The sequence below is a fragment of the Psychromarinibacter sp. S121 genome, assembly GCF_049801035.1.
Lineage (GTDB): Bacteria > Pseudomonadota > Alphaproteobacteria > Rhodobacterales > Rhodobacteraceae > Psychromarinibacter.
Window position 1 is genome coordinate 422,550 of sequence record NZ_JBNAGE010000001.1, and the last position, 26,533, is coordinate 449,082.

Below are 26,533 nucleotides of genomic sequence, written 5' to 3' on the forward strand. Positions count from 1 at the left end.
TCAGCTCCCCCAGAGAACGACGTAGAGGATGAGAGCGATCAGAAGAACGTAGGCGATCTTCGGAAGCATCCCGTTCTCGGCCATATCCAGTCCCCTTCCTTGGTCCATGGCGGCAAAGCTGCCGCGCACGGTGCGAACCACGACGAGGCCGGCAAGAACCAGAATGCCGACGAACAGAACGGCAAGTACCAGCCGTGCCAAGGGCGAACCCTCCTTCTAGTCACCCGCAGCCTAGGCCATTTGCCGGGCCCGGACCAGCGAGCAATGTGTCCGAAATCGAATGTTCTTCAGTGACCTGCCATCTGGCGCGTCGTGGCCTGCCGTTCGGCCGCCAGTTTGCGCGAATAGCGCGCCTGAATCGCCTCGACCGCGAACAGCACGATGACCGAGAAATAGAAGGTGGTCTTGGACATCGGGATGATCTCGTAGCCGAACACGTGCAGCGCCAGCGACTCGTCATGGGCGGCATGTGCGGCGGCCTGACCCGCTTCGCCCAGCAGAACGACGCCGACGATCAGCAGGATGAACAGGCCCAGCACCTCGAACATGCGGTTTTTCGACAGGAAGGTCGTGACGCCGTCGGCCAGCACCAGCATCGCCACGCCGGACAGGACGATCGCGATGGCAAGGATCGGGAACACGTCGGTGATGGCCAGCGCCGAGAGGATGGAATCGAACGAGAAGATCAGGTTCATCATGACGATCAGCGCCACGACTTTCGCCGCCGACATGCCCGCGCCACCTTCGACATCCGTTTCGAGATGGGTCACCGACAGCATGTGGGCGATTTCCTTCACCGCCGTGTACATGATGAAGATCCCGCCGAAGATGAACACGCAGGTCGCGAAGTTGACACCGCCTTCAAGTACGCCTTCCCAGTTCATCACGAAGAACGGCTCTGCCAGCAGGTCGATCAGGTGGACCATCGCGAACAGCAGGATCACGCGCAGCGCCACGGCGATGATGATGCCCCAGAACCGCACCGCCTTCTGCTGCGCCACCGGCGCGCGCTGCGACTGGATCGAGATGTAAAGCAGGTTGTCGAACCCAAGAACCGCCTGAAGAAAGCAAAGCATCAGCAGGTTGCCGAGGTTCTGGAGCGTAAGAAGATCGGCCATGTATCCGTCCTGTTCGGTAAAATTCCTGTGAGAAGAGATACAGCAGGAAGACCGCCAAGCAAGGGCGGGGCCCGGAAACCCCGTGCGTCATGAAGGACCGGGGGGCTTTGCAGACGGGATGTGCGGCGCGTGGACTAGCCGCGCGGTTTGGGGCCGCGACCGGGGCCGCGCCTGTCGTCCGAGGGGCGCTTGCCCGTGGGCCGGGGCTTGGCGCCTGGCTTGCCTCGCGCCTTGTCGCCGGGCTTGCCGGCACCCCGGCCGCCCGGTTTCCCGGCCTGCCACTCGCCCGGTTCGGACGCGGCCGAACGCGAACGGCCCGGTTTGCCGGAGCCGGGTTTGCCCGGCGCGGATTTTCCGGCCCCCGGCTTTCCGCCCACCGGCTTTCCGCCCCGCGTCCCGCGCTCGGGGCGTTCGGGGCGATCCGGGCGCGGCTTGCCCTTCTGGGGCCGGCGGGTGCCCTGCACCTCTTCGGGCTCCAGCCCAAGCTGGTCGCGCAGGATCCGGCCCTTGATCTCGCTCACCTCGCCCGTGCCGAGGTTGCCAAGCTGGAACGGGCCATAGCTGACCCGGATCAGCCGGTTGACGGTCAGGCCCACGGCCTCCATCGCGCGGCGGATCTCGCGGTTCTTGCCTTCGCGCAGGCCGACCGTCAGCCACGCATTCGCGCCCTGCTGGCGGTCAAGCACGACCTCCATCGCCTGAAACCGCTCGCCCTCGATCTCGATGCCCTTGCGCAGCGGCTCCAGCATCGCGTCGTCCGGCTTGCCGTTCACCCGCACGCGGTAGCGCCGCAGCCACCCGGTCGAGGGCAGTTCCAGCTTACGCTTGATGCCGCCGTCGTTGGTCAGCAGCAAAAGCCCCTCGGAGTTCAGGTCGAGCCGCCCCACGCTCATGACGCGCGGCATGTCCCCCGGCAGCGCGTCGAACACCGTCTCGCGGCCCTGTTCGTCCTTCGCGGTGGTCACCAGCCCGACGGGCTTGTTGTACAGCCACAGGCGCGGCGGCTCGGGCGGGGCCAGCGGTGCGCCGTCGACGGTGACGCGGTCCTTCGCGGTGACGTTCAGCGCGGGCGAGTCGATGACCTTGCCGTTCACCGCGACACGGCCGGCTTCGATCATCCGCTCGGCCTCGCGGCGGCTGGCGACGCCGGCGCGGGCGAGCACCTTGGCGATCCGGTCGCCGGGAGGAGGGGTCTCGGTCATGCGCCCGCCTTAGCGCGCCGCGAATGACAAGGGAAGAGCGGGCTCAGGTCGCGGGGGGCTCGTGCGGTGCGGCGGTGGGCGCGTGCGCCGCCGCCACGGCAGGGTCCGGGTCGATCCGCTCCGCCGCCAGAACCGCGAGAAACCGGGTAGAGCTGAACTGGTTCAGCACGATGATCAGGATCGAGGTCATCGGAATGGCGAGGATCGCGCCCGGAATGCCCCACAACGCCCCCCAGAAGGCCAAGGCGATCAGCACGACGAAGGGGCTGAGGTTCAACTGCCGTCCGATCATGCGCGGCTCGACGATATTGCCGACGATGAACTGCGCGCCGGTCAGAAGCACGGTGACGAGGATCGTCCACCAAAGCGAGCCGAACTGCGCCAGCGACAGGATCGCCGGGAAGGCGACGCCGAGGTACGAGCCGAAGTAGGGGATGTAGTTCAGCATCCCGATCACGATGGCCCAGAACAGGGCGAAATCGACGTCGAGAAACCACAGGATCGCAAAGCAGATGGTGGCGAGGATGATGTTGATCAGCGTCTTGACGCTTAGATAGGTCGTGATCTGCGCGTTGACCTCCTGCACCACGGTCATCACCCGCTGGGCGTCGCCGGCCTGCGGCAGCGCGCGCGCCACCTTGGCGGGAAAGCCGATCCGCTCGCCGGTCAGGAAGGCGGCGTAGATCAGGATCAGGAAGATCATGCCGCCGAGGCTGGTGAAATTGCCCAGAAGCGCGATGGTCACCGCTTCGATGTCGATCCGGTCGATGGTGGCCGCGCGCAGGCTTTCCCACATGTCATTGGCGTCAAGGTTCAGGCGGTCGGCGAGGTTGACGATGAACCGGTCGAGATTGGCCTCGTAGACCGGGATCACGTCGATGATGCTGCGCACGGTGGCGGCGACCACCGCGGCGAACAGCGCCACGGCCAGCGAAAAGACCAGCACGACGAGAAAGCTGAGCACCCCGCCCGGCAGCAGCTTCAGACCGGGCAGGCGGGCCAACGCGGCGGTGGCGGCGCTCATCAGGTAGACGAGGATCGTGGCGGCGACGACGGGCAGGATGATGCCGCGCCCGAGATACAGGATCGTCGTCACGGTGACCGCAAGCACCATCGACAGGACGAGATTGACGAACGGGGTCGGCTTCATGGACATCTCGGCTTTCTGCGGCGGCGGTCGGGCCAATCCTTTCTGGGAGCGGGGCGGGGGTCAAGACGGCACGGCCGCGCGATTGCCGCTGGCAAAGCGGGCGGGATTGGGCGAAGAGACCGCATGACCCGGTTCGCAAGCCAGATGGACGCCGCGCTGGCCGAGGCGCGCGCCGCCGCCCTGCGCGGCGAGGTGCCGGTGGGCGCGGTGATCACCGACCCCGCCGGGCATATCGTCGCCCGCGCCGGCAACCGCACCCGCGAACTGTCAGACCCCACCGCCCACGCCGAGATCCTCGCGCTGCGCGCCGCCTGCGCCGCAGCAGGGTCCGAGCGCCTGCCGGGCCACGTTCTGTACGTGACGCTGGAGCCATGCCCGATGTGCGCCGCCGCCATCGGCTTCGCCCGGATCGCGCGGCTGTGCTACGGCGCGTCGGACCCGAAATCCGGCGGCGTCGCACATGGCCCCCGCGTCTATGCGCACCCGCAGATGCACCACGCGCCGGAAGTGATCGACGGCATCGCCGCCGCGGAATGCGAGGCGTTGCTGAAGGACTTCTTCGCCGCGAAGCGGTGATTCCGAAAAGCGTCGGCGGCGCGCGCGTTGCCGCACGCCCTTTGGTTTTGGGGGCGCTGCCCCCTCTGCGTGCTGCGCACGCATTCACCCCCGGGATATTTGAGGACCAAAGAAGGGGCAGGTTATGCCCTGGTGGAAAGGGGCCCGTCAGGGGAAGCGCCGTTCCAGTTCGTGAGGATCTTGCACGTCGACCGCCCAGAATGCCTGCGCCTCGGGGCCGATGCCGGCCAGCACCCGGTCGAGATCGATCTGCCGCACCGCGCGGCGCAGCGCCCAGGCGGTGTCCTCGATACAGCTGTCGGGCGTGAGGTTGTGGTCCTTGCGGACGGCCTGCGCCTCGGCCGCGAGGCTGGCGCGGTCGGCCCACGGTTCGCAGGGGCCGGGCCGCCAGCGGTACACAAACAACGCCCGCAGCACCGCCGGCAGGATGTCGGCGAACGCCAGCGCCTGTTCGACGCTCAGCCTGCGCCGGAACGTCTGCAACACGCCGTCCACCGCCGTGTAGGTCATGTTGTCCGAGGTCAGCCCCATCCGGTCCTTCGCATCGGCGAGAAAGGCCTGCCAGTCCTTGCTGGCGGTTCGGTAGGCGTGGGGCATCGGCATGGGGGAAGCCTGCCACCCGGACGGGGGGCGTGCAACGGATGGTTCAGCTTGCCGGCAAACCGGCATAGGGTCGCGCCATGACCCAGGACCAGATCATCCTTTTCGCCCTGTTCTTTGCCGTCTTCGGGCTGCTGCTTTGGGGGCGGTTTCGCTATGACCTCGTGGCCTTCGGGGCGCTGATGCTGGGTGTGGTGCTGGGCGTGGTGCCGACCGAGGCCGCGTTCTCGGGGTTCGGGCATCCGGCGACGCTGATCGTGGCGCTGGTGCTGGTGGTTTCGGCCGGGCTGGTGCGGTCGGGCGCGGTCTACCTGATCACCCGGACGCTGGTCGACAGCAGCCGGGCGCTGGGCGCGCATATCGCGATCATGGGCGGCGTGGGCGGCGTGCTGTCGGCGTTCATGAACAACGTGGCGGCGCTGGCGCTGCTGATGCCGGTGGACATCCAGACCGCGCGCAAGGCGGGCCGGGCGCCGGGGCTGACGCTGATGCCGCTGTCCTTCGCCACCATTCTTGGCGGCATGGCGACGCTGATCGGCACGCCGCCCAACATCATCATCGCTTCGATCCGCGCCGAGTCGCTGGGCGAGAGCTTCCGGATGTTCGACTTCGCCCCCGTGGGCGGCATCACCGCGCTGGTGGGCCTGGCGTTCGTCGCGCTGGTGGGCTGGCGGCTGATCCCGCAGGCGGCGGCCAGCACCTCGGACAGCGCGATGGACGATGCGGCCTACGTGGCCGAACTGACGGTGCCCGCGGATGCGAAGCAGGTGGGTCAGCGGCTGGACCAGCTGGCGGACGAGGCCGAGAAGGCCGATGTCGTGATCCTTGGGCTGGTGCGCGGCGGCGAGCGTCTGCAGGGCAAGCGGCGGGACATGGTGATCGAGCCGCTGGACGCGCTGGTGCTGCAGGCGACGCCGCAGGCGCTGGACGAATTTCGCGCGGCGCTGTCGCTGCGGTTCGCCGAGCCCAAGCGCGAGAAATACCTGTTCGACGAAAGCGAGGGCGTGTCGAAGATCGAGGTGGTGGTGCCGCAGGACGCCCGCATCGCCGGTAGCAGCGCGCGGGCCGTCGGGCTGAACTGGCGGCGGCGCTCGATCCTGCTGGGCATCTCGCGCAAGGGCGGCACGGTCGAGGGGCAGGTCCGGCGCGAACGGATCCGGGCGGGCGACATCCTGCTGTTGCTGGTCCCCGAGGGCGAGGAGGCCGAGGTCGTGGAATGGCTGGGCTGCCTGCCGTTGGCCGAACGCGGCCTGTCGGTGACGCAGGACAGCAAGACATGGCTTGCCATCGGCATGTTCGGGGCGGCGGTGGCGGCGGCGTCTTTCGGGCTGATCTACCTTCCGGTGGCGCTGGGGCTGGTCGTCGTGGGCTATGTGCTGACGCGCATCGTGCCGATCTCGGAGGTCTACACCCATATCGAGTGGCCGGTGGTGGTGCTGCTTGGCTCGATGATCCCGCTGGGCTCGGCGCTGGAGACCTCGGGCGGGACCGAGCTGATCGCGGGCGCGCTGGTGGGATTGACCGAGGGGCTGCCGGCCTGGGCGATCCTGACGGTGCTGATGGTGGTGACAATGACCTTGTCGGACGTCCTGAACAACACCGCGACCGCCATCGTCGCGGCGCCGGTGGGCATTCGCATGGCGCAGTCTCTGGACGTGAACCCGGACCCGTTCCTGATGGCCGTCGCGGTCGCGGCGTCCTGCGCCTTCCTCACGCCGATCGGCCACAAGAACAACACGCTGATCCTTGGGCCGGGGGGCTACCGGTTCGGTGACTACTGGCGGATGGGGCTGCCGCTGGAGATCCTTGTTGTGGCGGTCTCGGTTCCGGCGATCCTGGTGTTCTGGCCGCTGTAGCGGGCCGTCACCGCCTCGTTAGTTGGCAGTGGCGGTGGCGGTGCGGGCGCGGCGGGCGAATTCGGCCCAGAAGCGCCAGAGCAGGGTGAAGGCCGCGACGGCAAGGCCGCAGACCAGCCCGACCCAGACGCCCGCCGCCCCGAAGTCCAGCACGAAGCCGAAGACAAAGCCGGCGGGGAAGCCGAAAACCCAATACGAGATGGCGGCAAGGATCATCGGGGTCCGCGTGTCCTGAAGGCCCCGCAGCAGTCCCAGCGCCACCACCTGCAACCCGTCCACCGTGTTGAACAAGGCGGCCACCGACAGCAGAACGACGCCGATGGCAAGGATCTCGGGCCGGCGCGGGTCGGCGGGATCGACGAACAGGCCGATCAGAACCTCGGGCACGCTGAGATAGACCACCATCGTGACGATGGCGAACAGGATCGACAGGCCGGTGACGGCGCGCGCGCCCAGCCGCAGGAACTCCATGTCGCCGCGCCCCAGCGCCGCCCCGGCGCGCACCGTCGCAGCCTGGCTGAGGCCGAGATGCACCACGAAGGTCAGCGACGCGAGCTGGATCGCCACGCCATGCGCCGCCAGCGGCACCGGTCCAAGCCAGCCCATCATCACGGCGGTCGCGGCGAACAGGCCGGTCTCGGCGAGGTTGGTCATGCCGATGGGCCAGCCAAGGCGGAACACCTGCCAGAAGGCCTCCCAGTCCGGGCGCCAGAAGCGGGCGAACAGCGTGTGCTCGTGCGTGACCTGCGCCGCGTAGACCGCGAAGGCGAGGAAGGTCAGGGCATGCACCGACAGCGAGGCGGTGGCGGCGCCGGCGATACCCATCTCGGGCAGGCCCAGCTTGCCGAAGATCAGCACGTAGTTCAGCGCGATGTTCAGCGCGGCCCCCGCCAGCGTGATCCAAAGCACCACCTGCGTGCGTTCCAGCGCCGACAGGTAGCTTTTCAGCACCATGACCAGCAGGGCGGGCACCATCGCGAAAGAGGTGATGGCCAGGTAGGTCTGCGCCAGCGCCGCCACGTCCGGCGTCTGGCCCATCAGTTCCAGCAGCGGCCGCGACCAGATCAGCGCGGGCATCACCGCCAGCCCGTAGAGGATCGAGATCCACATCCCCATCCGCGTCACCCGGCGCACTTGCCGGTCGTCACCCGACCCTATGGCCTGCGCGGCCATGGGCATCACCGCGAAGGCAAAGCCCGAGCCGAGGATGAAGATCACGAACCAGATGGAATGCGCCAGCGTCGCGGCGGCCAGCGCCTCGACATCGTACCAGCCCAGCATCAGCGCGTCGGTCACGCCGATCGCCACCTGCGCAAGGTGGCTGCCGATCAGCGGCAGTCCAAGGCCCAGAAGGCCCATCACGTGGGGTCGATATGTGCGCCAGATACTCACCCGCCGCCTCTAGGCCAGCACGTGCGACGGGGCAAGCCCCGGCGGGCGGTGTCAGGCGGCGGGCTTGCGCGCGACGAAGTCGATCAGCGCGGCGGTGCCGTTGTGGCCCTCGCCGCTGTCGACATGGGCGTCGTAATCGGCCTCGTGCAGCACCTCGTAGCCGGGGAAGGCGTCGTGCAGCAGGTCCAGCGTGTACATGTTCTCGACCTTGCCGGGGCCGCCGGTGCCATAGTCGACCTGCCGTGGCGCGAAGCCATGTATCATCAGCAGGCCGCCGGGTCTGACCGCCGCGTCGAAGCCGTGGAACACGGCGGGGCGATCGTCCGGGGACAGGAACTGGAAATAGACGCCCAGCACCGCATCGTAGCTTTCGGCAGCCCAGGCGTAGGACAGGATGTCGGCGTACTGGAACTCGACGCGGACCCCTTCCTGCGCGGCCAGCGCGCGGGCCTTGCCGAGCCCGACCTGCGAGTTGTCCATCGCGGTCACGTCCATCCCGCGCTTAGCCAGCCAGACCGAGTTGCGGCCTTCGCCATCGGCGACGGCCAGCACGCGGGCGTTGTCGGGGATGTGGTGCGCTTGCTGTTCGACGAAGCCGGCGGGTCGGGTGCCGAACAGGTAATCCGACCGGTCATAGCGGTCGTCCCAGAAACTGGCGGGGGCGAAATCGTCTGTCATGCAGGCAGAGATAGCCCCGCCTGCATGTTTTGCCATGGGGCTCGACGCCGGTGCGGCGAATTTTCCGCGACAATCCGCGCCGTCCGTCCGCAGCCGCCCGTCCGCAGCCGTCCGTCCGCAGCCGCCGGTCGGGTCAGTTGACCGAGACGAGTTCCACGTCGAAGGTCAGCGTCTTGCCAGCCAGCGGGTGATTGGCGTCCAGCGTGATCTCGCTGTCGGTGGCTTCGGTCACGGTGACCGGGATCGCCTGGCCCTGCGGGGTCTGCATCTGCAGCTGGGTGCCGGGCTCGGTCGGGATGTGATCCGGGATCTGCTCGCGCGGGACGGCCTGCACGCGGGCCGGGTCATGGGCGCCGTAGGCATCCTCGGGGGCGATCTTCACGGTCTTCTTCTCGCCGACTTCCATGCCGGGCATCTCGCGGTCCAGGCCGGGGATGATCTGGCCGGACCCGACGGTGAACTCAAGCGGGTCGCGTCCCGCCGAACTGTCGAACTGCGTGCCGTCGTCGAGGGTTCCTGTGTAATGGAGACGAACGGTATCGCCGGTTTTCACCTGGGTCATAAGGGCTCCTGAATAGGGGGGGAATTGCCGAGGCCGCATCCTGCGGGTGCTCGTGGTTCATCCCGGAATCGTCCCATCCGAGCCGCCGAATGTAAACCCCGCCGTCCCGCGGTGGGGCAAGCCCTTGTCCCGATACGCAAAACCCGGCCACGAGGGCCGGGTCCGCAACGCGGATGCGTTGATCGTTACTGGCGGGTCGTTGCCCCGGTGTACCCGGCGCCGCGCACCATGTTCAGCCCGTTCGACAGGCCGCTGGTGCTGGCGAAGGGACCGGCCAGAAGCACGGTGTACGAGGTGCCACCGCGCTTGGTCGTCGACAGGTTCATCGGCAGGCCAAGCGGCGACAGCCCGGCGGCGGCGGCGCGCGCCTTGTCGGGGGTCGAGAACACGCCGACCTCGACGAACCGGTGCCCCGTGGGCGGCGTGTTCTTGGTCGAGACGGTGTAGGCGGGTCCGTGCGCCGTTTCGTGCGTCAGGATGTACTCGCGGTCCGGCGTCGGGCGGCCGTTGATCACCTTGTAGCGCTCGGTCTCGGGCGTCACCAGCTTGCGCGGGACGCCGGCGGTCCAGACCAGCCGCATCTGCACGAAGCCCTCGGGGGTGACGTGGCCTCGGTACGGATTGAACCGGCCGTCTTCGGGCTCGAACGCCATGCGATAGCCGGGCGGCGGCGTGATCGCGGGCGGTTTCGGCACGTGGATGACGCGGGTGCCGTCGGCCAGCACGTAGGGGCCAGGGCCGCAGCCCGAGGTGCAGACCACGCGGGTCGCGGGCGGCGGAGCGGTGACCGTGACGGTGCGCGGCGGCGGCGTCGTGCGGACGATGTGCGTCGGCGCCGGTGCGGTGGCGGCGGGCGGCGGTGCCGTCACGACGCGCGGTGCGGGTTCCGGCGCAGGCGGCGCAAGCGGAGCAGGCGTCGGAACCGGTGCGCTGGCAAGCGACGGCGTGTAGCCGCACAGAAGCTGGCGGTCGCTGCTGACGCGCGGCACCCATGTCACCGCGCCGTCCAGACCGGCACGCACGAAGATACAGCCGTTGCTGTCGACGTACTCCTTCCCCGTGTAATCGGTCGGCGGAATCTCGGCAGGGCCGGAAATGTCGTCCACGGACTGTGCCTGCGCCGTTCCGAGACCGGCGACAAAACACAGGGCGGTGGCGGTAATTGTCTTAAATCGTTTCATAATGTGCCCCCACACATGATGTTTTTCCACCATGGACGGATTCTGCCTGTGGGTAAAGTAGGTAAAGCGGCAAGCCGTTTTACTTGGTGCCGAACATCCGGTCGCCCGCGTCGCCGAGGCCCGGAACGATATAGCCTTTCTCGTTCAGGTGGTCGTCGAGCGCGGCGGTTATGATCGGCACGTCGGGGTGTGCCTCTTTCATGTGAGCGACGCCCTCGGGGGCGGCAAGCAGACACATGAAGCGGATGTCTTTTGCCCCGGCTTCCTTCAGCAGGTCGATCGCGGCGGCAGAGCTGTTGCCGGTCGCCAGCATCGGGTCGACCGCGATGGTCAACCGCTCGCCAAGGTTGTCGGGCACCTTGAAGTAATACTGCACGGGCTGAAGCGTCTCTTCGTCGCGATAAAGACCGACAAAGCCCACGCGGGCGGCGGGGATCAGTTCCAGCACGCCGTCCAGCAGCCCGTTGCCCGCCCGCAGGATCGACACCAGCGCCAGTTTCTTGCCCTCGATCACCGGCGCTTCCATCTCGCACAGGGGCGTTTCGATGGTCTCGGTGGTCATCGGCATCTCGCGCGTGACCTCGTAGGCAAGAAGGTGGCTGATCTCGCGCAGCAGACGGCGGAAGGACGCGGTCGAGGTGTCCTTCTTGCGCATGATCGAAAGCTTGTGCTGCACCAGCGGGTGTTTCACGACGGTCAGGTGGTCATACATCGGCAGGCTCCAGTTTCTTCAGCACGCGCGTTCGGGTCGCCTCGTCGCAGAAAGCGGCGTTCGCCGCAATCCGCGCGAGGTCGCGGAAATCGTCTACTTCCCACTCGAAGGTCTCCGACAGGCGGTCGTATTCGGACTTCATCGTGGTGTGGAAGAAGGGCGGATCGTCGGTCGAGACGGTGACCTTCACCCCGCGTTTGCGGAGTTCGGCGATGGGATGCTTGGCCAGCGAGGGGTAAACGCCAAGGAACACGTTCGAGCCGGGGCAGACTTCCAGCACCACCTCGTCCTCGGCCAGCCGGTCGACCAATGCGAGGTCCTCGATCGCGTGGACGCCATGGCCGATCCGCGACGGCCGCAGCGCGTCCAGTGCGTCGCGCACGCTGGCCGCGCCGCCCCATTCGCCGGCGTGAACGGTGATGCCCAGCCCGGCCTCGCGCGCCATGTCGAAGGCATAGGCGAAATCCGCGGGTTTGCCCTTTTTCTCGTCGCCCGCCATGCCGAAACCGGTCAGCCAGTCGCCCGCCGTCTCGGCGGCGCAAAGGGCGGTCTCTTTCGCCTTCTCCGGTCCGAAATGGCGGATGCAGGTGACGACGCCGCGCATGGTGATGCCCATCGTGCGCTCGGCCTCTTCCGCCGCTTCCCGGATGGCTGCAAGGTATTCGCGCCACGCGCCGACATCGCGCCCGCCGCAGAAATCCGGGCTGATGAAGGACTCGGTATAGATCACGCCGTTCTTCGCGCTTTCTTCCAGCACCGCCAGCGTCAGCCTTTTGTAGTCGTCCGGGCTTTGCAGGGTCGAGGTGGCGGCTTCGTAGACCTCGAGAAAGTGCCAGAAATCCCGGTAATCATAGCTGCCGTCTGGCTTGAAAATGCCGGATATGTCCAACTTCTTCTCTTTCGCCAGTCCCGCGATGAACTGCGGAGGCGCGCCACCTTCAAGGTGCAGATGCAGTTCGACTTTCGGCAGATCCGTAACAGTCACAGGAAGGACCTCCCCGGCGGGTGCGCCGGTATTTCCAGATGGGCGGCGATGGATGCGGCGACATCGGCGAAGCCGACATTGCCGATTTCCCTGAGGCCGACGCCGTATCCGACGACCGGCACACGTTCGCGCGTGTGATCGGTGCCGCGCCACGTGGGATCGTTGCCGTGGTCGGCGGTGAAGATCGCCAGATCGCCGGGGCGCAGGCGGTCGAGGAGCCGGGGCAGGGCGGCGTCGAACCATTCCAGCGCACGGGCATAGCCGGACACGTCGCGGCGGTGACCATAAAGGCTGTCGAACTCGACAAAGTTCGCAAAGGTAAAGGAACCGTCGGGTGCTTCGTCCGCGAAGGCGGTCAAATGTTCGAAAAGGACATCATCCGCGCCCTTCCGCACCTCATCGATTCCGCGCATCGAGAAGATGTCCCCGATCTTGCCGACCGCCTGCACCCGCCGCCCGGCGGCCTGCGCCCAGTCGCACAGCGTCGGGCTGGGCGGGGCGATGGCATAGTCCTTGCGGTTGGTGGTGCGGGTGAAGCCTTCGGCCTCGGACCCCACGAAGGGGCGCGCAATGACGCGGCCGACCTTCATCGCGTGCAGCGTGGGCGCGAGCGTCTTGCAAAGAGCCAGCAACCGGTCGAGGCCGAAGTGTTCCTCGTGCGCGGCGATCTGGAACACGCTGTCGGCAGAGGTGTAGCAGATCGGCCAGCCGGTGCGGATGTGCTCGGCCCCGAGTTCCGAGACGATGGTGGTGCCCGACGCGTGGCAGTTGCCAAGGATGCCATCGGTGCCGGCGGCGGCGCAGACTTTGGCGACAAGGTCGTCAGGAAAGCACGGCTCGGTCTGAGGGAAATAGGTCCAGTCCCACGGCACCGGCACGCCGGACAGTTCCCAGTGGCCCGAGGGCGTGTCCTTGCCCGGCGAAATCTCGGTGGCCGCGCCCCACAGGCCCTGCGGCGTGGCGTCGAGGCCCGGCGTCTTGGCGCCCGACGCCAGCCGGATCGCAGCCCCCAGCCCAAGCGCGTCTAGATTCGGCAAGCTCAGCGGCCCGCTGCGGCCCTCCTCGGCGTTGCCCGCGGCGCATTCGGCGGCGATGTGCCCCAGCGTGTTCGCGCCTTCGTCGCCGAAGTCGGCGGCATCGGGCGCGCCGCCGCAGCCAACGGAATCGAGGACGACCAGAAACGCGCGGGGTCTTTCACGGGGCATCAGCCGACACTCCTGTAAACGGCGGGCGGCAGGTCGGGGACCTCGGACGACACGGTGAAGGCGCGCGACAGGACTTCGGCGGCATGCTCTGCCGCGTCGTCGCTGTCGGCGTGGATGATCGCAAGCGGCGCGCCCGCGTCCACCGGATCGCCCAGAAGCGCGATGTCCGACAGGCCGACCGAGGGGTCGATCCGGTCGCCCGACCGCATCCGTCCGCCGCCCAGCCGGACCACCGCGTTGCCAAGCGCCTCGCCGTCGATGGCCGACAGATAACCGGCTTCGGGCGCAGGAACCGCCTGTATCACGCGGGCCGAGCCCAGCCGGTCGCGCCAGCGGTCGACGAAATCGCCGGGGCCGCCCATCGCGCGCACCATGCGGCCGAACCGTTCCGCGGCGGCGCCGCTGGCGACGGCCTGCAACACCATCTCGGAGCCTTCGGCGCGGGTATCGGCCATGCCGGCCAGTCGCAGCATCTCGCCGCCAAGATCGCCTGTCAGGTCGCACAGGATGCCGCCGGTGTCGCCGCAGGTCAGCGCCTCCATGACCTCCATGACCTCCAGCGCGTTGCCGACGGCGGGCACGCAGGGCTGGTTCATGTCGGTGATCAGCGCGCTGGTGGGGCAGCCCGCGCCGTTCGCGGTGTCGACCAGCGCCTCGGCAAGGTCGAGCGCGTCTTCCATCGTCTTCATGAACGCGCCCGATCCGACTTTCACGTCCAGCACCAGCGTATCCAGCCCGGCCGCAAGCTTTTTCGATAGGATCGAGGCGCAGATCAGGTCAATTGACTCCACGGTCGAGGTCACGTCGCGCACTGCGTACAGGCGGCGGTCGGCGGGGGCGGTATGTTCAGAGGCGGCCACGATGGCGCATCCGGCCTCTGCGGTGATCTCGCGAAAGCGGTCCTCGTCGATTTCGGTGGTCAGGCCCGGAATCGCTTCCAGCTTGTCCAGCGTGCCGCCCGTGTGGCCCAGCCCACGCCCCGAGACCATCGGGACAAACGTGCCAAGCGCCGCCATGGCGGGGGCCAGCAGCAGCGACACGCAGTCACCCACGCCGCCGGTCGAGTGCTTGTCCAGCACCGGGCCGGGCAGGTCCCAGCTTAGCACGTCACCGGAATCGCGCATCGCGATGGTCAGCGCGACGCGTTCCTCTTCGGTGCGGGGCGTCAGGCACATGGCCATCGCGAAGGCGCCGGCCTGAGCGTCGCCGACGGCACCGCTGGCAAGGCCGTCCGCGAACCACGCGATCTCGGCCGGGGTCAGATGCTCGCCGCGCCTCAGCCGCGACAGGATGGCCCGTGCGTCCACTGTTCAGCCCTTGCCATGTTCCATGTCACCGCTTTCGAAGGCGCCCGGCAGAAGCTCGGCCACCGTCACCGTCTTCCGCTCGCCGCGCGTCGTGGCCATCGTGACCTCGGTTTCCGGCGCGGCGAATTCGGCGATCTTCTGGCGGCATCCGCCGCAGGGGGCCACCGGACGGGGCGCGTCGGCGATCACCGCGAGTTCGACGATTTCCAGTTCACCGTCCGCGATCATCGCCGCGATGGCGCCGGCCTCGGCGCAGGTGCCTTCCGGGTAGGCCGCGTTCTCGACATTGACGCCGACATAGACCTTGCCCGAGGCGGTGCGCAGCGCGGCGCCCACCTTGAAGTCGGAATAGGGCGCGTAGGCGTTTTCCCTGACACGGGCGGCGTCATCCAGAAGGGGCATGGGCAAGACCTTTTGTCGTTTCCGGCAAGCCTGCTTTGGCGCCGCTGGAAGCGCAAGCCCCAAGCGCTGTGCGGACGATCGGTCGCCGCAACGACAGGCCCCGCAGCGGGGGTTCGGGTCGGTCCGAAGCGCGCGAACCGGGATGACTTGGTGGACAAGTCGGGAAAACCGCGCCGTGACAGGGCCTTGCGATTTGGCGGAACTCTGCCGACGGAAATTTGGTCCGAATCTTTCCCTCGCGTTATAGTGGTGGGTGCAATGGGAGGAAGTTGCATGCCAGACGGAAAGACCCCCGCGGATGTGGCCGCTTTCGCCACACCCGTTTTCTTCGACTGCACCGACCCGAGCGCTGACACCGACCCCATGACCGATCTGCAAATCGCGGAGCTGCGGACGCTTGCCGATCGGCTGGGAGAGCCGTTCGCGGCCACCCTGACGCGACGCGAGGCGCAGGACCGGATCGTCAGACTTCGCGACAGGCTTTAGGCCAGGGGCCCGGCGGCGAGGAGGACGCTGCCGGGCCCGTTTCACAATCGACCATTCCAGACCGGACGTTTTCCCGCTAATCAGCGCCCGACTCTGAAGTCGGGGAGAAGACAGGTGTCAGACCAGCACAGGGACGCGTTCCGCCAGACGGCGCTGTATTATCACGAGAATCCGAAGCCGGGTAAGCTGGAGGTCCGCGCGACCAAGCCGCTTGCGAACGGGCGCGATCTGTCCTTGGCGTACAGCCCCGGCGTGGCCGAGGCCTGTCTCGAGATCAAGGCCGACCCGCAGGCGGCCAGCCGTTACACCGCGAAGGGAAACCTTGTCGCGGTGGTGTCGAACGGCACCGCGGTGCTGGGGCTTGGCAACATCGGCGGGCTTGCGTCCAAACCGGTGATGGAAGGCAAGGCGGTTCTGTTCAAGAAATTCGCCAACATCGACTGTTTCGATCTCGAACTGAACGAGGCCGATCCCGAGAAGCTGGCAGAGATCGTCTGCGCGCTGGAGCCGACCTTCGGCGCGATCAACCTTGAAGACATCAAGGCGCCCGATTGCTTCATCGTCGAGAAACTGTGCCGCGAGCGGATGAACATCCCGGTGTTCCACGACGACCAGCACGGCACCGCGATTGTCGTCGGCGCGGCGGCGACCAACGCGCTGCAAGTGGCCGGCAAGGCGTTCGAGGACATCAAGATCGTCTCGACCGGCGGCGGTGCAGCGGGGATCGCCTGTCTGAACATGCTGCTGAAGCTGGGTGTGAAGCGCGAGAACGTGTGGCTGTGCGACATTCACGGGCTGGTCTACGAAGGCCGGACCGAGGACATGAACCCGCAAAAGGCCGAATACGCGCAGGCCAGCGATCTGCGGACGCTGGACGACGTGATCGAGGGCGCCGACCTGTTCCTTGGCCTGTCCGGCCCGAACGTGCTGAAACCCGAGATGGTGGCGAAGATGGCCGAGCGGCCGATCATCTTCGCGCTGGCCAACCCGACGCCCGAGATCCTGCCGGAAGAGGCGCGCGAGGTGTCGCCCGACGCGATCATCGCGACCGGGCGATCGGACTATCCGAACCAGGTCAACAACGTGCTGTGCTTCCCGTTCATCTTCCGGGGTGCGCTGGACGTCGGCGCGACCGAGATCAACGACGAGATGCAGATCGCCTGTATCGAGGGCATCGCGGCACTGGCCCGCGCCACCACCTCGGCCGAGGCGGCGGCGGCGTATCAGGGCGAGCAACTGAGCTTCGGCGCGGACTACCTGATCCCGAAACCCTTCGACCCGCGCCTGATCGGCGTGGTGGCGTCGGCGGTGGCGAAGGCGGCGATGGAATCGGGCGTGGCGACGCGCCCGCTGGACGACATCGCGGCCTACAAGGCGCGGCTGGACGGATCGGTGTTCCGCTCTGCCCTGATTATGCGCCCGGTGTTCCAGGCGGCGGCGACGGCGCAGCGGTCCATCGTCTTTGCCGAGGGCGAGGACGAGCGCGTGTTGCGCGCCGCCAGCGCGATGATCGAGGAAACCACCGACACGCCGATCCTGATTGGCCGTCCCGAGGTCATCGAGGCGCGGTGTGAGCGCGCCGGTCTGGCGATCCGGCCGGGCCGCGACTTCGACCTGGTGAACCCGGAAAACGATCCGCGCTACCGCGAGTACTGGGAAACCTATCATCAGATCATGGCCCGGCGCGGCGTCACGCCCGACCTTGCCCGTGCGATCATGCGCACCAACACCACGGCAATCGCCTCGGTCATGGTGGCGCGGGGCGAGGCGGACAGCCTGATCTGCGGCACCTTCGGCCAGTTCGGCTGGCACCTGAACTACATCCGGCAGGTGCTTGCGACGCAGAAGCTGCATCCCGTGGGTGCGTTGTCGCTGATGATCCTCGAGGACGGGCCGCTGTTCATCGCCGACACTCAGGTTCACCAGCAGCCGACCGCCGAAGAGATCTGCGAAACCGCCATCGGCGCCGCGCGCCACGTGCGCCGGTTCGGGGTCGAACCGAAGATCGCCCTGTGTTCGCATTCGCAGTTCGGCAGTCTGGACAGCGAAAGCGGCCTGCGGATGCGCCGGGCGCTGGAACTCATGGAAGAACAGCAGGTCGATTTCGCTTTCGAGGGCGAGATGCACGTCGACAGCGCGCTGGATCAGACACTGCGCGACCGCCTGCTGCCGGGCTCGCGATTCGAGGGGCCGGCCAACGTGCTGATCTTCGCCTCTTCCGACGCGGCGTCGGGGGTGCGGAACGTCCTGAAAATGAAGGCGGGCGGGTTGGAAGTTGGGCCGATCCTGATGGGGATGGGCAACCGGGCGCACGTGGTCACGCCGTCGATCACCGCGCGCGGGCTGCTGAACATGTCGGCGCTCGCCGGGACACCGGTGGCGTATTACGGCTGATTTGAGCCTCGAACCTTCGATTTGACATTCCGGAGCCGCAATTTAGCGGCTCCGGTCGTAAACTTGCCAAATAATAGTGTCGTCGCGGTAACTATTAATCTTGTTAAATTAATTTCCGCTGCGACACCCGGCGGATATTAACCTTCTCTTGGTACCTTGCTTCCAATGAAGAACGAGCCGCATGGCTCCTCGAGAGGACAGCAGAGTATGATTTCCACCCGCATTGCAGCAGGCCTACTGACGGCCGCAAGCATCACCACGACGGCCCTGACGGGGCAGGCCGCCGCCCAGGACATGACGTCCTTCGGGCTGGAGGCGGGCGTTTCCACCCTTGGCATCTTCGTCGCGCCGGATTTTCAGTTGCACAACAACTTCCACCTCCGGACGCCGATCTATTTCGGCAACTACAGCGACACTTACGACTATGACGGCAACGACGTCGAAACCGACCTGTCCTTCGGGTCGGTCGCCGTGATGGCGGACTATTACGTGATGGGCTCGGGCTTCCGGGTATCGGGCGGCATCGCCTTTGGCGGCTATGACGCGGACGGCATCATGCGCAACCCGACCATCGACGGCAACACGCTGGCCGGCGACATCACCGGCACCTTCAAGGCGAAGAACCACGTCTCGCCGGTGCTGTCGGTAGGCTACCGCCATATGTTCAACGACAACTGGGGCATGGTCATCGAAGGCGGCGCACGCTTCACCCAGTACGAGATCCAGACCGAGGGGCAGGACCAGCTTCCGCCCGGCTCGCAGGCCGACTTCGAGGCTGATATTCAGGACATCCAGGACGATCTCGATGATTTCCCGGTGGTGCCCTACATCAGCCTTGGCCTGACCTACAACTTCTGAACCATCCGGTTCCAAGCCATGCAGGCCGGCGCCCCTTGCGCGCGCCGGCCCCGCGCCCCGCGCCTAGCGCATCCAGAGCTTTTCCTTCTTGATCCGGTTGCGGATCGCCTGCTCGCGACGGGGCAGGTGGTCGCGGTCGAACAGTGCGCGCACCTTCTGGCCCTTCTGCTGGAACACCATCCGCTTGATCGGATCGTATTCCTTCAACACCTTCTTCACCCGGTTGGGCGCGGCCACCGTTTCCAACACCTCGATCACCGCGTCCGCCTCGCGTGCGTAAAGCAGCGGGAACATGCGGTAGTGGCAGGTGACGGACCCGTCCAGCATCCCCTCGGGAAGGGTCTGCCGCGCACCGCCCAGCGCGTGGATCACCAGCGGCAACACGATCTGGTCCAGCCACGGCGTCATCTCTTGCCCGACGAGTTCCGCGGGCGGGTCGTCACGCACCGCCACGGCATAATCGCGGAACCGGCGGCCGAAGGCGTGGGGGCAGGCGTAGAAGAAGAAGCCGGCGTTGAAATACATGAACCGCTGCCAGTATTCCTCGGGCTCGCTTTCATCCACGGTCGGGCCCATATCGAGGCCGAACTTGTCGTACAGCGACTGCCAGATCTGCTGATAGCCCGGTCCGTACAGCGCCGGTTGCGGCCACGTCCCCTCGCGCCGGAGCGAGGCACAGGGGCGGGCGAAATCGAAGGGCACCGAAGACAGCGGCCCGGTGACCAGCGTGTCGGTGTCGAAGAACACGAAGGGCTCGCCCTCGGGCAGGGCGAACAGGCCCTCGATCTTGTTGCCCTGCGGATAGCGGGACCCGAAGTAGCGGCTTTCAAAGGGAACGATCTCGGCACCAAGCTCTGCCAGAAGCGCCCGCAACTCGGGCGACGAGATGCGCGGATCGTCGTTCCACAGCGGGCCGGGCTGCGGCTCGGCGACGAACAGGCGGCCGGTGAAATCGGGGTCCGAATGGCGCAGGCTTGCCGCGAACAGCGCGGCCTCATAGCCAAGCCGCCCGTCCTGACCGACGATCATGACGTTGAACGCTTGGCGTTTCTTCGGTTTTCTCGCCATAGTGCTGCTGCCTGCCCGTTTTGGGCGGACTATAGGCGGGATGCGGGTATCCCGGAAGAATGAATTGAAGCAGGAGGTTTTCGATGCGGTTCATGATGGCGGCTTTGGCCGCGCTGTTCGTCGGGGTCGTGCCGGCGCAGGCGCAATTCGACTCGGCAGAGCAGGTGAAGCCGATCCTGAAGATGATCAAGCCGCAGTGGGTTTCCCTGCGCGAATACGACGGGCAGGACCTGCTGTATTTCACCATGCTCGAGGTCTACCGCTGCGGCATCGACCAGATCCGGTACGTGATCAACGACGGCAAGCCCCGCGTGTGGGAGACGCCGCCCTGCGAGGGGGATGAAACCTTCTCGGAGATCCCCGCCGACCGGCTGCCGTTCACGACTTTCCCGTTGCAATCCGTCGAGAAGCTGCGGGTCGAACTGACCTATGACGACGGGTCGGTGGAATGGGCGGAATACACGCGCGGCGACGTCCTGCAATAGACGGCGCGCCGACCGCTACGCTTTGGCGTATCGCACATAGGCGAACCGCGTGGCGTCCGGCGCCCAGCACGGCACGTTGATCGAGCCCTGACCGCCGTGGAAGGCCGCGACGGTCCACGGCGCGCCGCCGCCTGCCGGCATCAGCTTCAGTTCGACATCCTCGCCGCGCGGATGGCCCTCGACATGCGGCGGATAGGCGAGGAACAGCACCAGCTTGCCGTCGGGCGACGGGTGCGGAAACCAGTTCACGCGGCCATCGTCGGTCATCCGTTCCAGCGCCGAGCCATCCGTTCGCATCCGCCACAACTCGGGCAGGCCGCCGTGGTGGTCCGAGTTGAACCAGATCCACGCGCCATCCGGCGTGTAATCCGGCCCGTCGCGGTGGCCGGGGCCTTCGGTCAGAACCGTCTCGGCCCCGCCCGCCAAGGGGCAGGTCGCGATCTGGAACACGCCATCCCGCCGCGCGGTGTAGGTCAACGTCATGCCGTCGGGCGACCAGCCGTGGAAGTAGGACGGGGCAAGGTCGGTCACCCGCTCGGGCGTGCCGCCTTCGACCGGCAGGCGATAGATCACCGAGGTGCCGCGCCCTGGGCTTTCGCTGACCACCAGCATCGTGCCGTCGGGCGAGATGCCGTGGTCGTTGTTCAGGCGGCGCAGGTCGCCGGTATCGATCCGCTGCAATTCGCGAGAGCCGTCGAGGTTCAACCGGAACAGTTGGCCGTCGCCGTTCACGATCAGGAACGTGCCGCAGGGCGACCAGTTCGGCGCCTCGATCAGTTGGTCCGTCTGAAACGCCACGTCCTCGCGGCCGGTCGCCACGTCATGCAGGACGACAGTGCTGTGCGGCTCAGCCATCGGTGAAAATCCCCGCGAACTGGTCGCGCAGGACGTTCTTCTGAACCTTGCCCATCGTGTTGCGGGGCAGGGCGTCCATCACCGCGACGTGGCGGGGCTGCTTGAATCGCGCCAGCTTGTCGCCAAGCGCCGGCGCCACCGTTGCCGGGTCCAGCGACGCGCCGCTTTCCGGCACCAGAACCGCCACGACGCTTTCGCCGAAATCGGGGTGCGGCGCGCCGATCACGGCGCTTTCCTTCACGCCCGGCAAGTCGTCCAGCACCAGCTCGATCTCTTTCGGGTAGATGTTGTAACCGCCCGAAATGATAAGATCCTTGCCGCGCCCGACGATGGTGACATAGCCATCGGGCTCGACCATGCCGAGGTCGCCTGTGATGAAGAACCCGTCCTCGCGCAGTTCTTCCTTCGTCTTCTCGGGAATCTGCCAATAGCCCTGAAACACGTTCGCGCCGCGCACCTCGATCATGCCGATCTCGCCCTGCGGCAGGACGGCCCCGGTTTCCGGGTCGGTCACTTTCAGTTCGACCCCCGGCAACGCCGGACCGACCGTGCCCGCGCGGCGGTCGCCGTCGTAGGGGTTCGAGGTGTTCATGTTGGTTTCGGTCATCCCGTAGCGTTCAAGGATGCGGTGGCCGGTGCGGTCCTCGAACTGGCGGTGCGTCTCGGCCAGCAGCGGGGCAGAGCCCGAAACGAACAGCCGGAAATGGCCGACAAGGTCGCGGTCGAAGCGTGGGTCGTCCAACAGGCGGGTGTAGAAGGTCGGCACCCCCATCATCGCGGTCGCCTTCGGCAGGTTGGCGATTACGGTGTCGGTGTCGAATTTCGGCAGAAAGATCATCGACCCGCCCGCCAGCAGGGTGACGTTGGTCGCGACGAACAGCCCGTGCGTGTGGAAGATCGGCAGCGCGTGCAGCAGCACGTCTTTTTCGGTGAAACGCCAGACCTCGGCCAGCGTGGCGCTGTTGGACAGCAGATTGTCCTGCGACAGCATCGCGCCCTTCGAGCGCCCGGTGGTGCCCGATGTATAGAGGAAGGCGGCAAGGTCGTCGGCGCTGCGGTCGATGGTGTCGAACGTCTCGGGCAGACCTGTCGCCGCGTCGGCGAAGCTGCCGCTGCCGTCACCGTTCAGCGTCATCAGTTTCGCGCCGTGGTCTGCGCAGACCGGGGTCAGCCCGGTCTCGGCCGCCGCGTCGCACAGCACCAGCTTCGCACCCGAGTTGCCGACGAAATAGTCGACCTCGGCCGCGGTGTAGGCGGTGTTCAGCGGCAGGAAGATGATCCCGGCCTGCGCGCAGGCGGCGTAGACGGCCAGCATCTCGGGCGATTTGGCAAGCTGCACCGCCAGCCGGTCGCCGGGCAGAAGCCCCTGCGCCGTCAGGGCGTGCGCAAAGCGGGCGGCCATCCGCAGGAACGCGTCGTGGGTGATAACCGATCCGTCGGGCAGGTGCAGGAACGGCGTCTGTGCCCCTGCGTAACGCCCGAACAGCCTGTCGTACAACGGATTTGCCATGGTTCCTCTCCCTTCGCCTCCGCTGTCGGGTATCCGCGATAAGGCTGCGGGCGTAAAGCCCTTGGCAAGGGTCCCGTGCGAGCTAGGCTGGCAGTCAGCAAAGGGGAGACCGCCATGACCACCGCCACCCGCATCGTGCTTGCCAGCCGTCCGAAGGGCGACGCGACGCTTGACGATTTCCGCACCGAGTCCGCGCAGGTGCCTGCGCCCGAAGACGGCGAACTGGCGCTGCGGACGATCTGGCTGTCTCTGGACCCCTACATGCGGGGCCGGATGAACGCGGGCCCGTCCTATGCCGCCGCGACCGAGATAGGCGAGGTGATGACGGGCGAGGTGGTGGCCGAGGTGACCGAAAGCCGCGATGCGAGGTTCGTTGCGGGCGACATCGTGCTGGCCCGGATCGGCTGGACCACCCACGGCGTCGCCAAGGGCAAAGAGGTCCGCAAGCTGGACCCGAACCTTGCGCCGGTATCGACGGCGCTGGGCGTGCTGGGCATGCCGGGACACACCGCTTGGGTCGGGCTGAACGAGATCCTGAACATGCAGCGGGGCGAGACGCTGGTGGTCGGCGCGGCAAGCGGAGCGGTCGGCAGCGTGGCGGGGCAACTCGCCAAACGCGCCGGGTTGAAAACGGTGGGCATCGCGGGCGGGGCCGAGAAATGCGCCTATGCGGTCGAGCATCTGGGCTATGACGTCTGCCTTGATCACCGCGACCCGGAACTGGCGCAGGAACTCGAGGCGCTGACCCCGCAGGGGGTCGATTGTTACTTCGAGAACGTGGGCGGCAAGGTGCTTCAGGCGGTGCTGCCCCGGATGAACGAGCACGGCCGGATCGCGATCTGCGGCATGGTCGCGTGGTACTCGGCCAGCGGCCTGCAAGACCCGCCGATCCTGCCGCCGGTCTGGCGCACCATTCTGACCAAACGTCTGAGAGTGCAGGGCTTTCTTGTCTTCGACCATGCCGACAAGTTGCAGCCGTTTCTGGACGAGGTCGGCCCGCTCGTCGGCGGCGGCGATATCCACTACCGCGAAAGCGTGGCCGATGGGCTGGAAGCCGCGCCGCAGGCCTTTCTCGACATGCTGAAGGGCGGCAACTTCGGCAAGCAATTGGTCCGTGTGGGCGCGGACGTGTGAGCTTTACTTTAACGTGTCTTCCCGGCCGTCTGGCGGGTTCGCGCGACGATGTGGCGGGATTTCTCATTGAAACGCGGCGTCACGGTAAGGAAGTATCGGACAGGTAACGCACGGGAGGAACCACGCGATGCTAGGCCAGATGATGCACCGTCCGCTTCATATTGCGGACATCCTGACCTTTGCCGAGGAAATTCACGGGCACGAGGGCATCGTGTCGGCGACGGTCGAAGGCGGGCGCCACCGGCAGACGTGGAAGGAAACCGGCGTTCGCGCGCGCAGGCTGGGCCGTGCGCTGCAACGGCTTGGCATAAAGATCGGCGACCGCGTGGCGACGCTGGCGTGGAACGGGTATCGCCATATCGAATTGTACTACGGCATTCCCGGCGTCGGCGGTGTCTGTCACACGATCAACCCCCGGCTGTCCGCCGAGCAGATCATCTACATTGTGAACCACGCCGAAGACCGCATCCTGTTCTTCGACCTGACCTTTCTGCCGCATGTCGAGAAGCTGGCGGCGCATTTCCCGAAAGACATGAAATACGTGCTGATGACCGACAGCGCGCATATGCCGAAGGAAAGCCCGCTGGACCTTTTGTGCTACGAGGATCTGCTGGCCGCCGAGGATGACGATCTGGTCTGGCCCGAATTCCCCGAGGATACCGCCGCCGGGCTTTGCTATACCTCCGGCACGACCGGCCACCCGAAGGGCGCGCTGTATTCGCACCGCAGTCAGGTGTTGCACGCCTTTACCATCGCCCTGTCGATGCAGGACGCGATGCGGGTCGGCAAGCGCATCCTGCCGGTGGTGCCGCTGTTCCACGCGAACTCGTGGGGGCTGGCCCACGCCGCGCCTCTGACAGGCGCGACGCTGGTGATGCCCGGGCCGCATCTGGACGGCGCGTCGGTGTTCACGCTGATGGAAGAGGAAAAGGTCTTCTCGGCTTGGGGCGTGCCGACCGTCTGGCTGGGTCTGAAGACCGAGATCGAGAAGCGGGGCCGTCTGCCAGAGGGCTTCGGCGAGGTCGTGATCGGCGGGTCCGCCGCCGCGCCGTCGCTGATCGAGGCGTTTGAAAGCCGGGGCGTCGACGTGGTCCACGCGTGGGGCATGACCGAGATGTCGCCGATCGGCACGCTGACCAAGCTTGACCCCGCCACGCAGGCCGGTCCGATCGAGGACCGTCTGCCGCTGAAAGCCACGCAGGGACACCGCGCCTATGGCGTCGAGATGAAGATCGTCGACGAGGACGGCAATCGCCAGCCGCATGACGGCAAGGCGGTGGGAGAGCTGTACGTGCGCGGAAACGGGGTGGTTGCGGGATATTTCAACAACGCTGAAGCCACCGACAAGGCGCTGGACGCCGAGGGCTGGTTCGGCACCGGCGACGTGGCCGCGATCACGCCGGATGGCTATCTGAAGATCACCGACCGGACGAAAGACCTGATCAAGTCGGGAGGCGAGTGGATCAGCTCTATCGACGTCGAGAACCTTGCGATGGCGCATCCCGACATCGCCAACTGCGCGGTAATCGCGGTGCCGCATCCCAAGTGGGACGAGCGCCCGGTGCTGATTGCCGTGCCGGTCGAGGGCAAGTCACCGGAACCGGCGGACATCCTGCGGCATCTGGGCGAGCATTTCGCCAAGTGGCAGTTGCCGGATGACGTGGTGTTCGTCGACACGCTGCCGCTGACGGCGACGGGCAAGGTGTCCAAGCTCACGCTTCGTCAGGAATACGCGGACCACACGCTGCCCGAACTGCACTAGGCCGGGTCAGATCGTCAGCACGATCTTACCCGTCGCCTGCCGATCCGCGATGCGTGTCAACGCCGTCGCGGCTTCGGCCAGCGGGTAGGTCTCGGAAACGCGGGGCCGGATCTGTCCGGCCTCGTACATCCGGAACATCTCGGCGACCTGATGGGCGAAGCGGGCAGGGTCCCTCTTGGTGAACGCGCCCCAGAACACGCCCGCGATGTCGCATCCCTTCAGCAGGGGCAGGTTCAGCGGGATCTCGGGGATGCCGGCGGGGAAGCCCACCACAAGATAGCGACCGCCCCAAGCCATCGCGCGCAGCGCCGGTTCGGCATAGGCGCCGCCGACCGGGTCATAGACCACGTCGACGCCCTCGGGACACAGCGCCTTGATCCCGGCGCCAAAGGCCTTTTGTCCGGCGCGGTCCATCTCTTTCGGATAGACAAGCACGTCCCGCGCGCCGAGGCCGCGCACGAATTCGGCCTTTTCTTCCGACGACACCGCACCGATCACGCGTGCGCCAAGGGCAAGGCCGATCTCGACCGCCGATGCCCCGATGCCGCCCGCCGCGCCCAGCACCAGCAGCGACTTGCCGGACGAAAGGTGACCCCGATCGGTGAGGCCGTAATAGCTTGTGCCGTAAGTGAAAATGAACGCCGCGGCTTCGTCGAACGGCATCGCGTCGGGGAACGGGATCGCGTCGTCGGCCGGGATCACCACGTGGCTCGCGAAGCCTCCGTATAGCGTCAGCGCCAGCACCCGCGTTCCGATGGCCATGGCAACGCCGGGGCCCACCGCGTCGATCACGCCCGCGATCTCGCCACCCGGTGCGAAGGGGCGGTCCGGACGGTACTGGTACAGATCGCGGATCATCAGGGTGTCCGGAAAGTTCACCCCGGCGGCTTTCACGGCGACGCGGACTTCGCCCGGACCGGGCTCGGGCATCGGCACCTCGGCCAGTTCCAGCGTCTCGGGGCCGCCGGGCTCGCGGCTCAGCATCGCTTTGGCAGTCATCGGCGTCTCCTTCGCCCGGAAGCTGTGCCGCACCGTCACACCTTGTCAACCCGGCC

26 protein-coding genes are annotated in these 26,533 nt (G+C 66.8%); 8 read left to right on the forward strand and 18 right to left on the reverse strand.

From position 1 onward, the window contains the following. The 4 genes from ACP156_RS02110 to ACP156_RS02125 all read right to left on the reverse strand — a co-directional run bounded on the left by ACP156_RS02110 (window position 1) and on the right by ACP156_RS02125 (window position 3,470). The gene (locus tag ACP156_RS02110; RefSeq protein ID WP_425049629.1) at window positions 1-201 is read right to left on the reverse strand and encodes a hypothetical protein; all 201 of its coding nucleotides are present in this window, start codon (window positions 199-201) and stop codon (window positions 1-3) included. 86 nt (window positions 202-287) lie between these two features. Then, window positions 288-1,118, reverse strand: a complete 831-nt coding sequence (locus tag ACP156_RS02115) for a TerC family protein (RefSeq protein WP_425049630.1) — start codon at window positions 1,116-1,118, stop codon at window positions 288-290. Between the two features lie 134 nt (window positions 1,119-1,252). After that, window positions 1,253-2,320, reverse strand: a complete 1,068-nt coding sequence (locus ACP156_RS02120) for a pseudouridine synthase (protein ID WP_425049631.1) — start codon at window positions 2,318-2,320, stop codon at window positions 1,253-1,255. A 43-nt stretch (window positions 2,321-2,363) separates the two neighbouring features. Continuing rightward, entirely contained in the window at window positions 2,364-3,470 is a 1,107-nt protein-coding gene (locus ACP156_RS02125; protein WP_425049632.1) for an AI-2E family transporter, read from the reverse strand. 123 nt (window positions 3,471-3,593) lie between these two features. Here ACP156_RS02125 and ACP156_RS02130 point away from each other — a divergent pair, with 123 nt between their 5' ends. After that, complete coding sequence (locus tag ACP156_RS02130) at window positions 3,594-4,046, forward strand: nucleoside deaminase (protein ID WP_425049633.1); 453 nt, start codon at window positions 3,594-3,596, stop codon at window positions 4,044-4,046. Window positions 4,047-4,193: 147 nt separating this feature from the next. Here the strand turns inward: ACP156_RS02130 and ACP156_RS02135 are convergent, their stop codons facing one another. Further along, complete coding sequence (locus ACP156_RS02135) at window positions 4,194-4,649, reverse strand: DUF2267 domain-containing protein (protein WP_425049634.1); 456 nt, start codon at window positions 4,647-4,649, stop codon at window positions 4,194-4,196. A 77-nt stretch (window positions 4,650-4,726) separates the two neighbouring features. Here ACP156_RS02135 and ACP156_RS02140 point away from each other — a divergent pair, with 77 nt between their 5' ends. After that, the gene (locus ACP156_RS02140) at window positions 4,727-6,502 is read left to right on the forward strand and encodes an SLC13 family permease (protein WP_425049635.1); all 1,776 of its coding nucleotides are present in this window, start codon (window positions 4,727-4,729) and stop codon (window positions 6,500-6,502) included. Between the two features lie 18 nt (window positions 6,503-6,520). Here ACP156_RS02140 and ACP156_RS02145 read toward each other — a convergent pair whose 3' ends face one another. The 9 genes from ACP156_RS02145 to ACP156_RS02185 form a co-directional block, all read right to left on the reverse strand. Next, window positions 6,521-7,861: an MATE family efflux transporter gene (locus tag ACP156_RS02145; RefSeq protein ID WP_425049636.1), complete on the reverse strand. Its 1,341-nt coding sequence runs from the start codon at window positions 7,859-7,861 to the stop codon at window positions 6,521-6,523. 84 nt (window positions 7,862-7,945) lie between these two features. Beyond that, entirely contained in the window at window positions 7,946-8,572 is a 627-nt protein-coding gene (locus tag ACP156_RS02150; RefSeq protein WP_425049637.1) for a class I SAM-dependent methyltransferase, read from the reverse strand. Window positions 8,573-8,705: 133 nt separating this feature from the next. After that, on the reverse strand, window positions 8,706-9,134 hold the full coding sequence (locus ACP156_RS02155; RefSeq protein WP_425049638.1) for an FKBP-type peptidyl-prolyl cis-trans isomerase: 429 nt from the start codon (window positions 9,132-9,134) through the stop codon (window positions 8,706-8,708). Between the two features lie 185 nt (window positions 9,135-9,319). After that, entirely contained in the window at window positions 9,320-10,315 is a 996-nt protein-coding gene (locus ACP156_RS02160; RefSeq protein ID WP_425049639.1) for an SPOR domain-containing protein, read from the reverse strand. 79 nt (window positions 10,316-10,394) lie between these two features. Then, window positions 10,395-11,027 carry a uracil phosphoribosyltransferase gene (gene upp / locus ACP156_RS02165; RefSeq protein ID WP_425049640.1) on the reverse strand — a complete coding sequence of 211 codons (633 nt, stop codon included), beginning with the start codon at window positions 11,025-11,027 and terminating at the stop codon, window positions 10,395-10,397. Next, window positions 11,020-12,012, reverse strand: a complete 993-nt coding sequence (locus ACP156_RS02170; protein ID WP_425049641.1) for an adenosine deaminase — start codon at window positions 12,010-12,012, stop codon at window positions 11,020-11,022. Before ACP156_RS02170 ends, upp begins: the two co-directional genes overlap by 8 nt. Continuing rightward, window positions 12,009-13,217, reverse strand: coding sequence for a phosphopentomutase (locus tag ACP156_RS02175; RefSeq protein ID WP_425049642.1), 1,209 nt, complete (start codon window positions 13,215-13,217; stop codon window positions 12,009-12,011). Before ACP156_RS02175 ends, ACP156_RS02170 begins: the two co-directional genes overlap by 4 nt. Then, the gene (locus ACP156_RS02180) at window positions 13,217-14,524 is read right to left on the reverse strand and encodes a thymidine phosphorylase (RefSeq protein WP_425049643.1); all 1,308 of its coding nucleotides are present in this window, start codon (window positions 14,522-14,524) and stop codon (window positions 13,217-13,219) included. Before ACP156_RS02180 ends, ACP156_RS02175 begins: the two co-directional genes overlap by 1 nt. 3 nt (window positions 14,525-14,527) lie before the next feature. Beyond that, window positions 14,528-14,926, reverse strand: coding sequence for a cytidine deaminase (locus ACP156_RS02185; RefSeq protein ID WP_425049644.1), 399 nt, complete (start codon window positions 14,924-14,926; stop codon window positions 14,528-14,530). A 273-nt stretch (window positions 14,927-15,199) separates the two neighbouring features. Here ACP156_RS02185 and ACP156_RS02190 point away from each other — a divergent pair, with 273 nt between their 5' ends. The 3 genes from ACP156_RS02190 (at window position 15,200) to ACP156_RS02200 (ending at window position 18,664) form a co-directional block, all read left to right on the forward strand. Then, window positions 15,200-15,412: a DUF3072 domain-containing protein gene (locus ACP156_RS02190; protein ID WP_425049645.1), complete on the forward strand. Its 213-nt coding sequence runs from the start codon at window positions 15,200-15,202 to the stop codon at window positions 15,410-15,412. A 114-nt stretch (window positions 15,413-15,526) separates the two neighbouring features. Next, window positions 15,527-17,806 carry an NADP-dependent malic enzyme gene (locus tag ACP156_RS02195; RefSeq protein ID WP_425049646.1) on the forward strand — a complete coding sequence of 760 codons (2,280 nt, stop codon included), beginning with the start codon at window positions 15,527-15,529 and terminating at the stop codon, window positions 17,804-17,806. Window positions 17,807-18,013: 207 nt separating this feature from the next. Further along, entirely contained in the window at window positions 18,014-18,664 is a 651-nt protein-coding gene (locus ACP156_RS02200; protein ID WP_425049647.1) for a hypothetical protein, read from the forward strand. Window positions 18,665-18,727: 63 nt separating this feature from the next. Here ACP156_RS02200 and ACP156_RS02205 read toward each other — a convergent pair whose 3' ends face one another. Then, window positions 18,728-19,732 (reverse strand): hypothetical protein, encoded by a 1,005-nt coding sequence (locus ACP156_RS02205; protein WP_425049648.1) that lies wholly within the window; start codon window positions 19,730-19,732, stop codon window positions 18,728-18,730. Window positions 19,733-19,815: 83 nt separating this feature from the next. On the opposite strand from ACP156_RS02205, the gene ACP156_RS02210 reads away from it, so the two are divergent. Continuing rightward, window positions 19,816-20,217 carry a hypothetical protein gene (locus ACP156_RS02210; protein WP_425049649.1) on the forward strand — a complete coding sequence of 134 codons (402 nt, stop codon included), beginning with the start codon at window positions 19,816-19,818 and terminating at the stop codon, window positions 20,215-20,217. Between the two features lie 15 nt (window positions 20,218-20,232). Here ACP156_RS02210 and ACP156_RS02215 read toward each other — a convergent pair whose 3' ends face one another. Together ACP156_RS02215 and ACP156_RS02220 are read right to left on the reverse strand one after the other, a co-directional pair. Continuing rightward, window positions 20,233-21,072, reverse strand: a complete 840-nt coding sequence (locus ACP156_RS02215; RefSeq protein ID WP_425049650.1) for a TolB family protein — start codon at window positions 21,070-21,072, stop codon at window positions 20,233-20,235. Continuing rightward, window positions 21,065-22,582, reverse strand: coding sequence for a malonate--CoA ligase (locus tag ACP156_RS02220; RefSeq protein WP_425049651.1), 1,518 nt, complete (start codon window positions 22,580-22,582; stop codon window positions 21,065-21,067). Before ACP156_RS02220 ends, ACP156_RS02215 begins: the two co-directional genes overlap by 8 nt. Before the next feature lie 114 nt (window positions 22,583-22,696). Here ACP156_RS02220 and ACP156_RS02225 point away from each other — a divergent pair, with 114 nt between their 5' ends. Both ACP156_RS02225 and ACP156_RS02230 read left to right on the forward strand, forming a co-directional pair. Beyond that, on the forward strand, window positions 22,697-23,716 hold the full coding sequence (locus ACP156_RS02225) for an NADP-dependent oxidoreductase (RefSeq protein ID WP_425049652.1): 1,020 nt from the start codon (window positions 22,697-22,699) through the stop codon (window positions 23,714-23,716). Between the two features lie 127 nt (window positions 23,717-23,843). Then, window positions 23,844-25,478, forward strand: coding sequence for a long-chain-fatty-acid--CoA ligase (locus ACP156_RS02230; RefSeq protein WP_425049653.1), 1,635 nt, complete (start codon window positions 23,844-23,846; stop codon window positions 25,476-25,478). A 6-nt stretch (window positions 25,479-25,484) separates the two neighbouring features. On the opposite strand, the gene ACP156_RS02235 is transcribed toward ACP156_RS02230, so the two are convergent. Continuing rightward, entirely contained in the window at window positions 25,485-26,477 is a 993-nt protein-coding gene (locus ACP156_RS02235; protein ID WP_425049654.1) for an NADPH:quinone oxidoreductase family protein, read from the reverse strand. Window positions 26,478-26,533: the final 56 nt, after the last annotated feature.

Bases quoted from the DNA above. Each gene is read 5' to 3' on its own strand.
- ACP156_RS02230 (WP_425049653.1), top strand. From the start codon at position 23,844: ATGCTAGGCCAGATGATGCACCGTCCGCTTCATATTGCGGACATCCTG.
- upp (WP_425049640.1), bottom strand. From the start codon at position 11,027: ATGTATGACCACCTGACCGTCGTGAAACACCCGCTGGTGCAGCACAAG.
- ACP156_RS02220 (WP_425049651.1), bottom strand. From the start codon at position 22,582: ATGGCAAATCCGTTGTACGACAGGCTGTTCGGGCGTTACGCAGGGGCA.
- ACP156_RS02190 (WP_425049645.1), top strand. From the start codon at position 15,200: ATGCCAGACGGAAAGACCCCCGCGGATGTGGCCGCTTTCGCCACACCC.
- ACP156_RS02160 (WP_425049639.1), bottom strand. From the start codon at position 10,315: ATGAAACGATTTAAGACAATTACCGCCACCGCCCTGTGTTTTGTCGCC.
- ACP156_RS02205 (WP_425049648.1), bottom strand. From the start codon at position 19,732: ATGGCGAGAAAACCGAAGAAACGCCAAGCGTTCAACGTCATGATCGTC.
- ACP156_RS02140 (WP_425049635.1), top strand. From the start codon at position 4,727: ATGACCCAGGACCAGATCATCCTTTTCGCCCTGTTCTTTGCCGTCTTC.
- ACP156_RS02200 (WP_425049647.1), top strand. From the start codon at position 18,014: ATGATTTCCACCCGCATTGCAGCAGGCCTACTGACGGCCGCAAGCATC.
- ACP156_RS02175 (WP_425049642.1), bottom strand. From the start codon at position 13,217: ATGCCCCGTGAAAGACCCCGCGCGTTTCTGGTCGTCCTCGATTCCGTT.
- ACP156_RS02235 (WP_425049654.1), bottom strand. From the start codon at position 26,477: ATGACTGCCAAAGCGATGCTGAGCCGCGAGCCCGGCGGCCCCGAGACG.
- ACP156_RS02225 (WP_425049652.1), top strand. From the start codon at position 22,697: ATGACCACCGCCACCCGCATCGTGCTTGCCAGCCGTCCGAAGGGCGAC.
- ACP156_RS02155 (WP_425049638.1), bottom strand. From the start codon at position 9,134: ATGACCCAGGTGAAAACCGGCGATACCGTTCGTCTCCATTACACAGGA.
- ACP156_RS02150 (WP_425049637.1), bottom strand. From the start codon at position 8,572: ATGACAGACGATTTCGCCCCCGCCAGTTTCTGGGACGACCGCTATGAC.
- ACP156_RS02125 (WP_425049632.1), bottom strand. From the start codon at position 3,470: ATGAAGCCGACCCCGTTCGTCAATCTCGTCCTGTCGATGGTGCTTGCG.
- ACP156_RS02215 (WP_425049650.1), bottom strand. From the start codon at position 21,072: ATGGCTGAGCCGCACAGCACTGTCGTCCTGCATGACGTGGCGACCGGC.
- ACP156_RS02145 (WP_425049636.1), bottom strand. From the start codon at position 7,861: ATGGGCCTTCTGGGCCTTGGACTGCCGCTGATCGGCAGCCACCTTGCG.
- ACP156_RS02185 (WP_425049644.1), bottom strand. From the start codon at position 14,926: ATGCCCCTTCTGGATGACGCCGCCCGTGTCAGGGAAAACGCCTACGCG.
- ACP156_RS02210 (WP_425049649.1), top strand. From the start codon at position 19,816: ATGCGGTTCATGATGGCGGCTTTGGCCGCGCTGTTCGTCGGGGTCGTG.
- ACP156_RS02115 (WP_425049630.1), bottom strand. From the start codon at position 1,118: ATGGCCGATCTTCTTACGCTCCAGAACCTCGGCAACCTGCTGATGCTT.
- ACP156_RS02135 (WP_425049634.1), bottom strand. From the start codon at position 4,649: ATGCCGATGCCCCACGCCTACCGAACCGCCAGCAAGGACTGGCAGGCC.
- ACP156_RS02130 (WP_425049633.1), top strand. From the start codon at position 3,594: ATGACCCGGTTCGCAAGCCAGATGGACGCCGCGCTGGCCGAGGCGCGC.
- ACP156_RS02120 (WP_425049631.1), bottom strand. From the start codon at position 2,320: ATGACCGAGACCCCTCCTCCCGGCGACCGGATCGCCAAGGTGCTCGCC.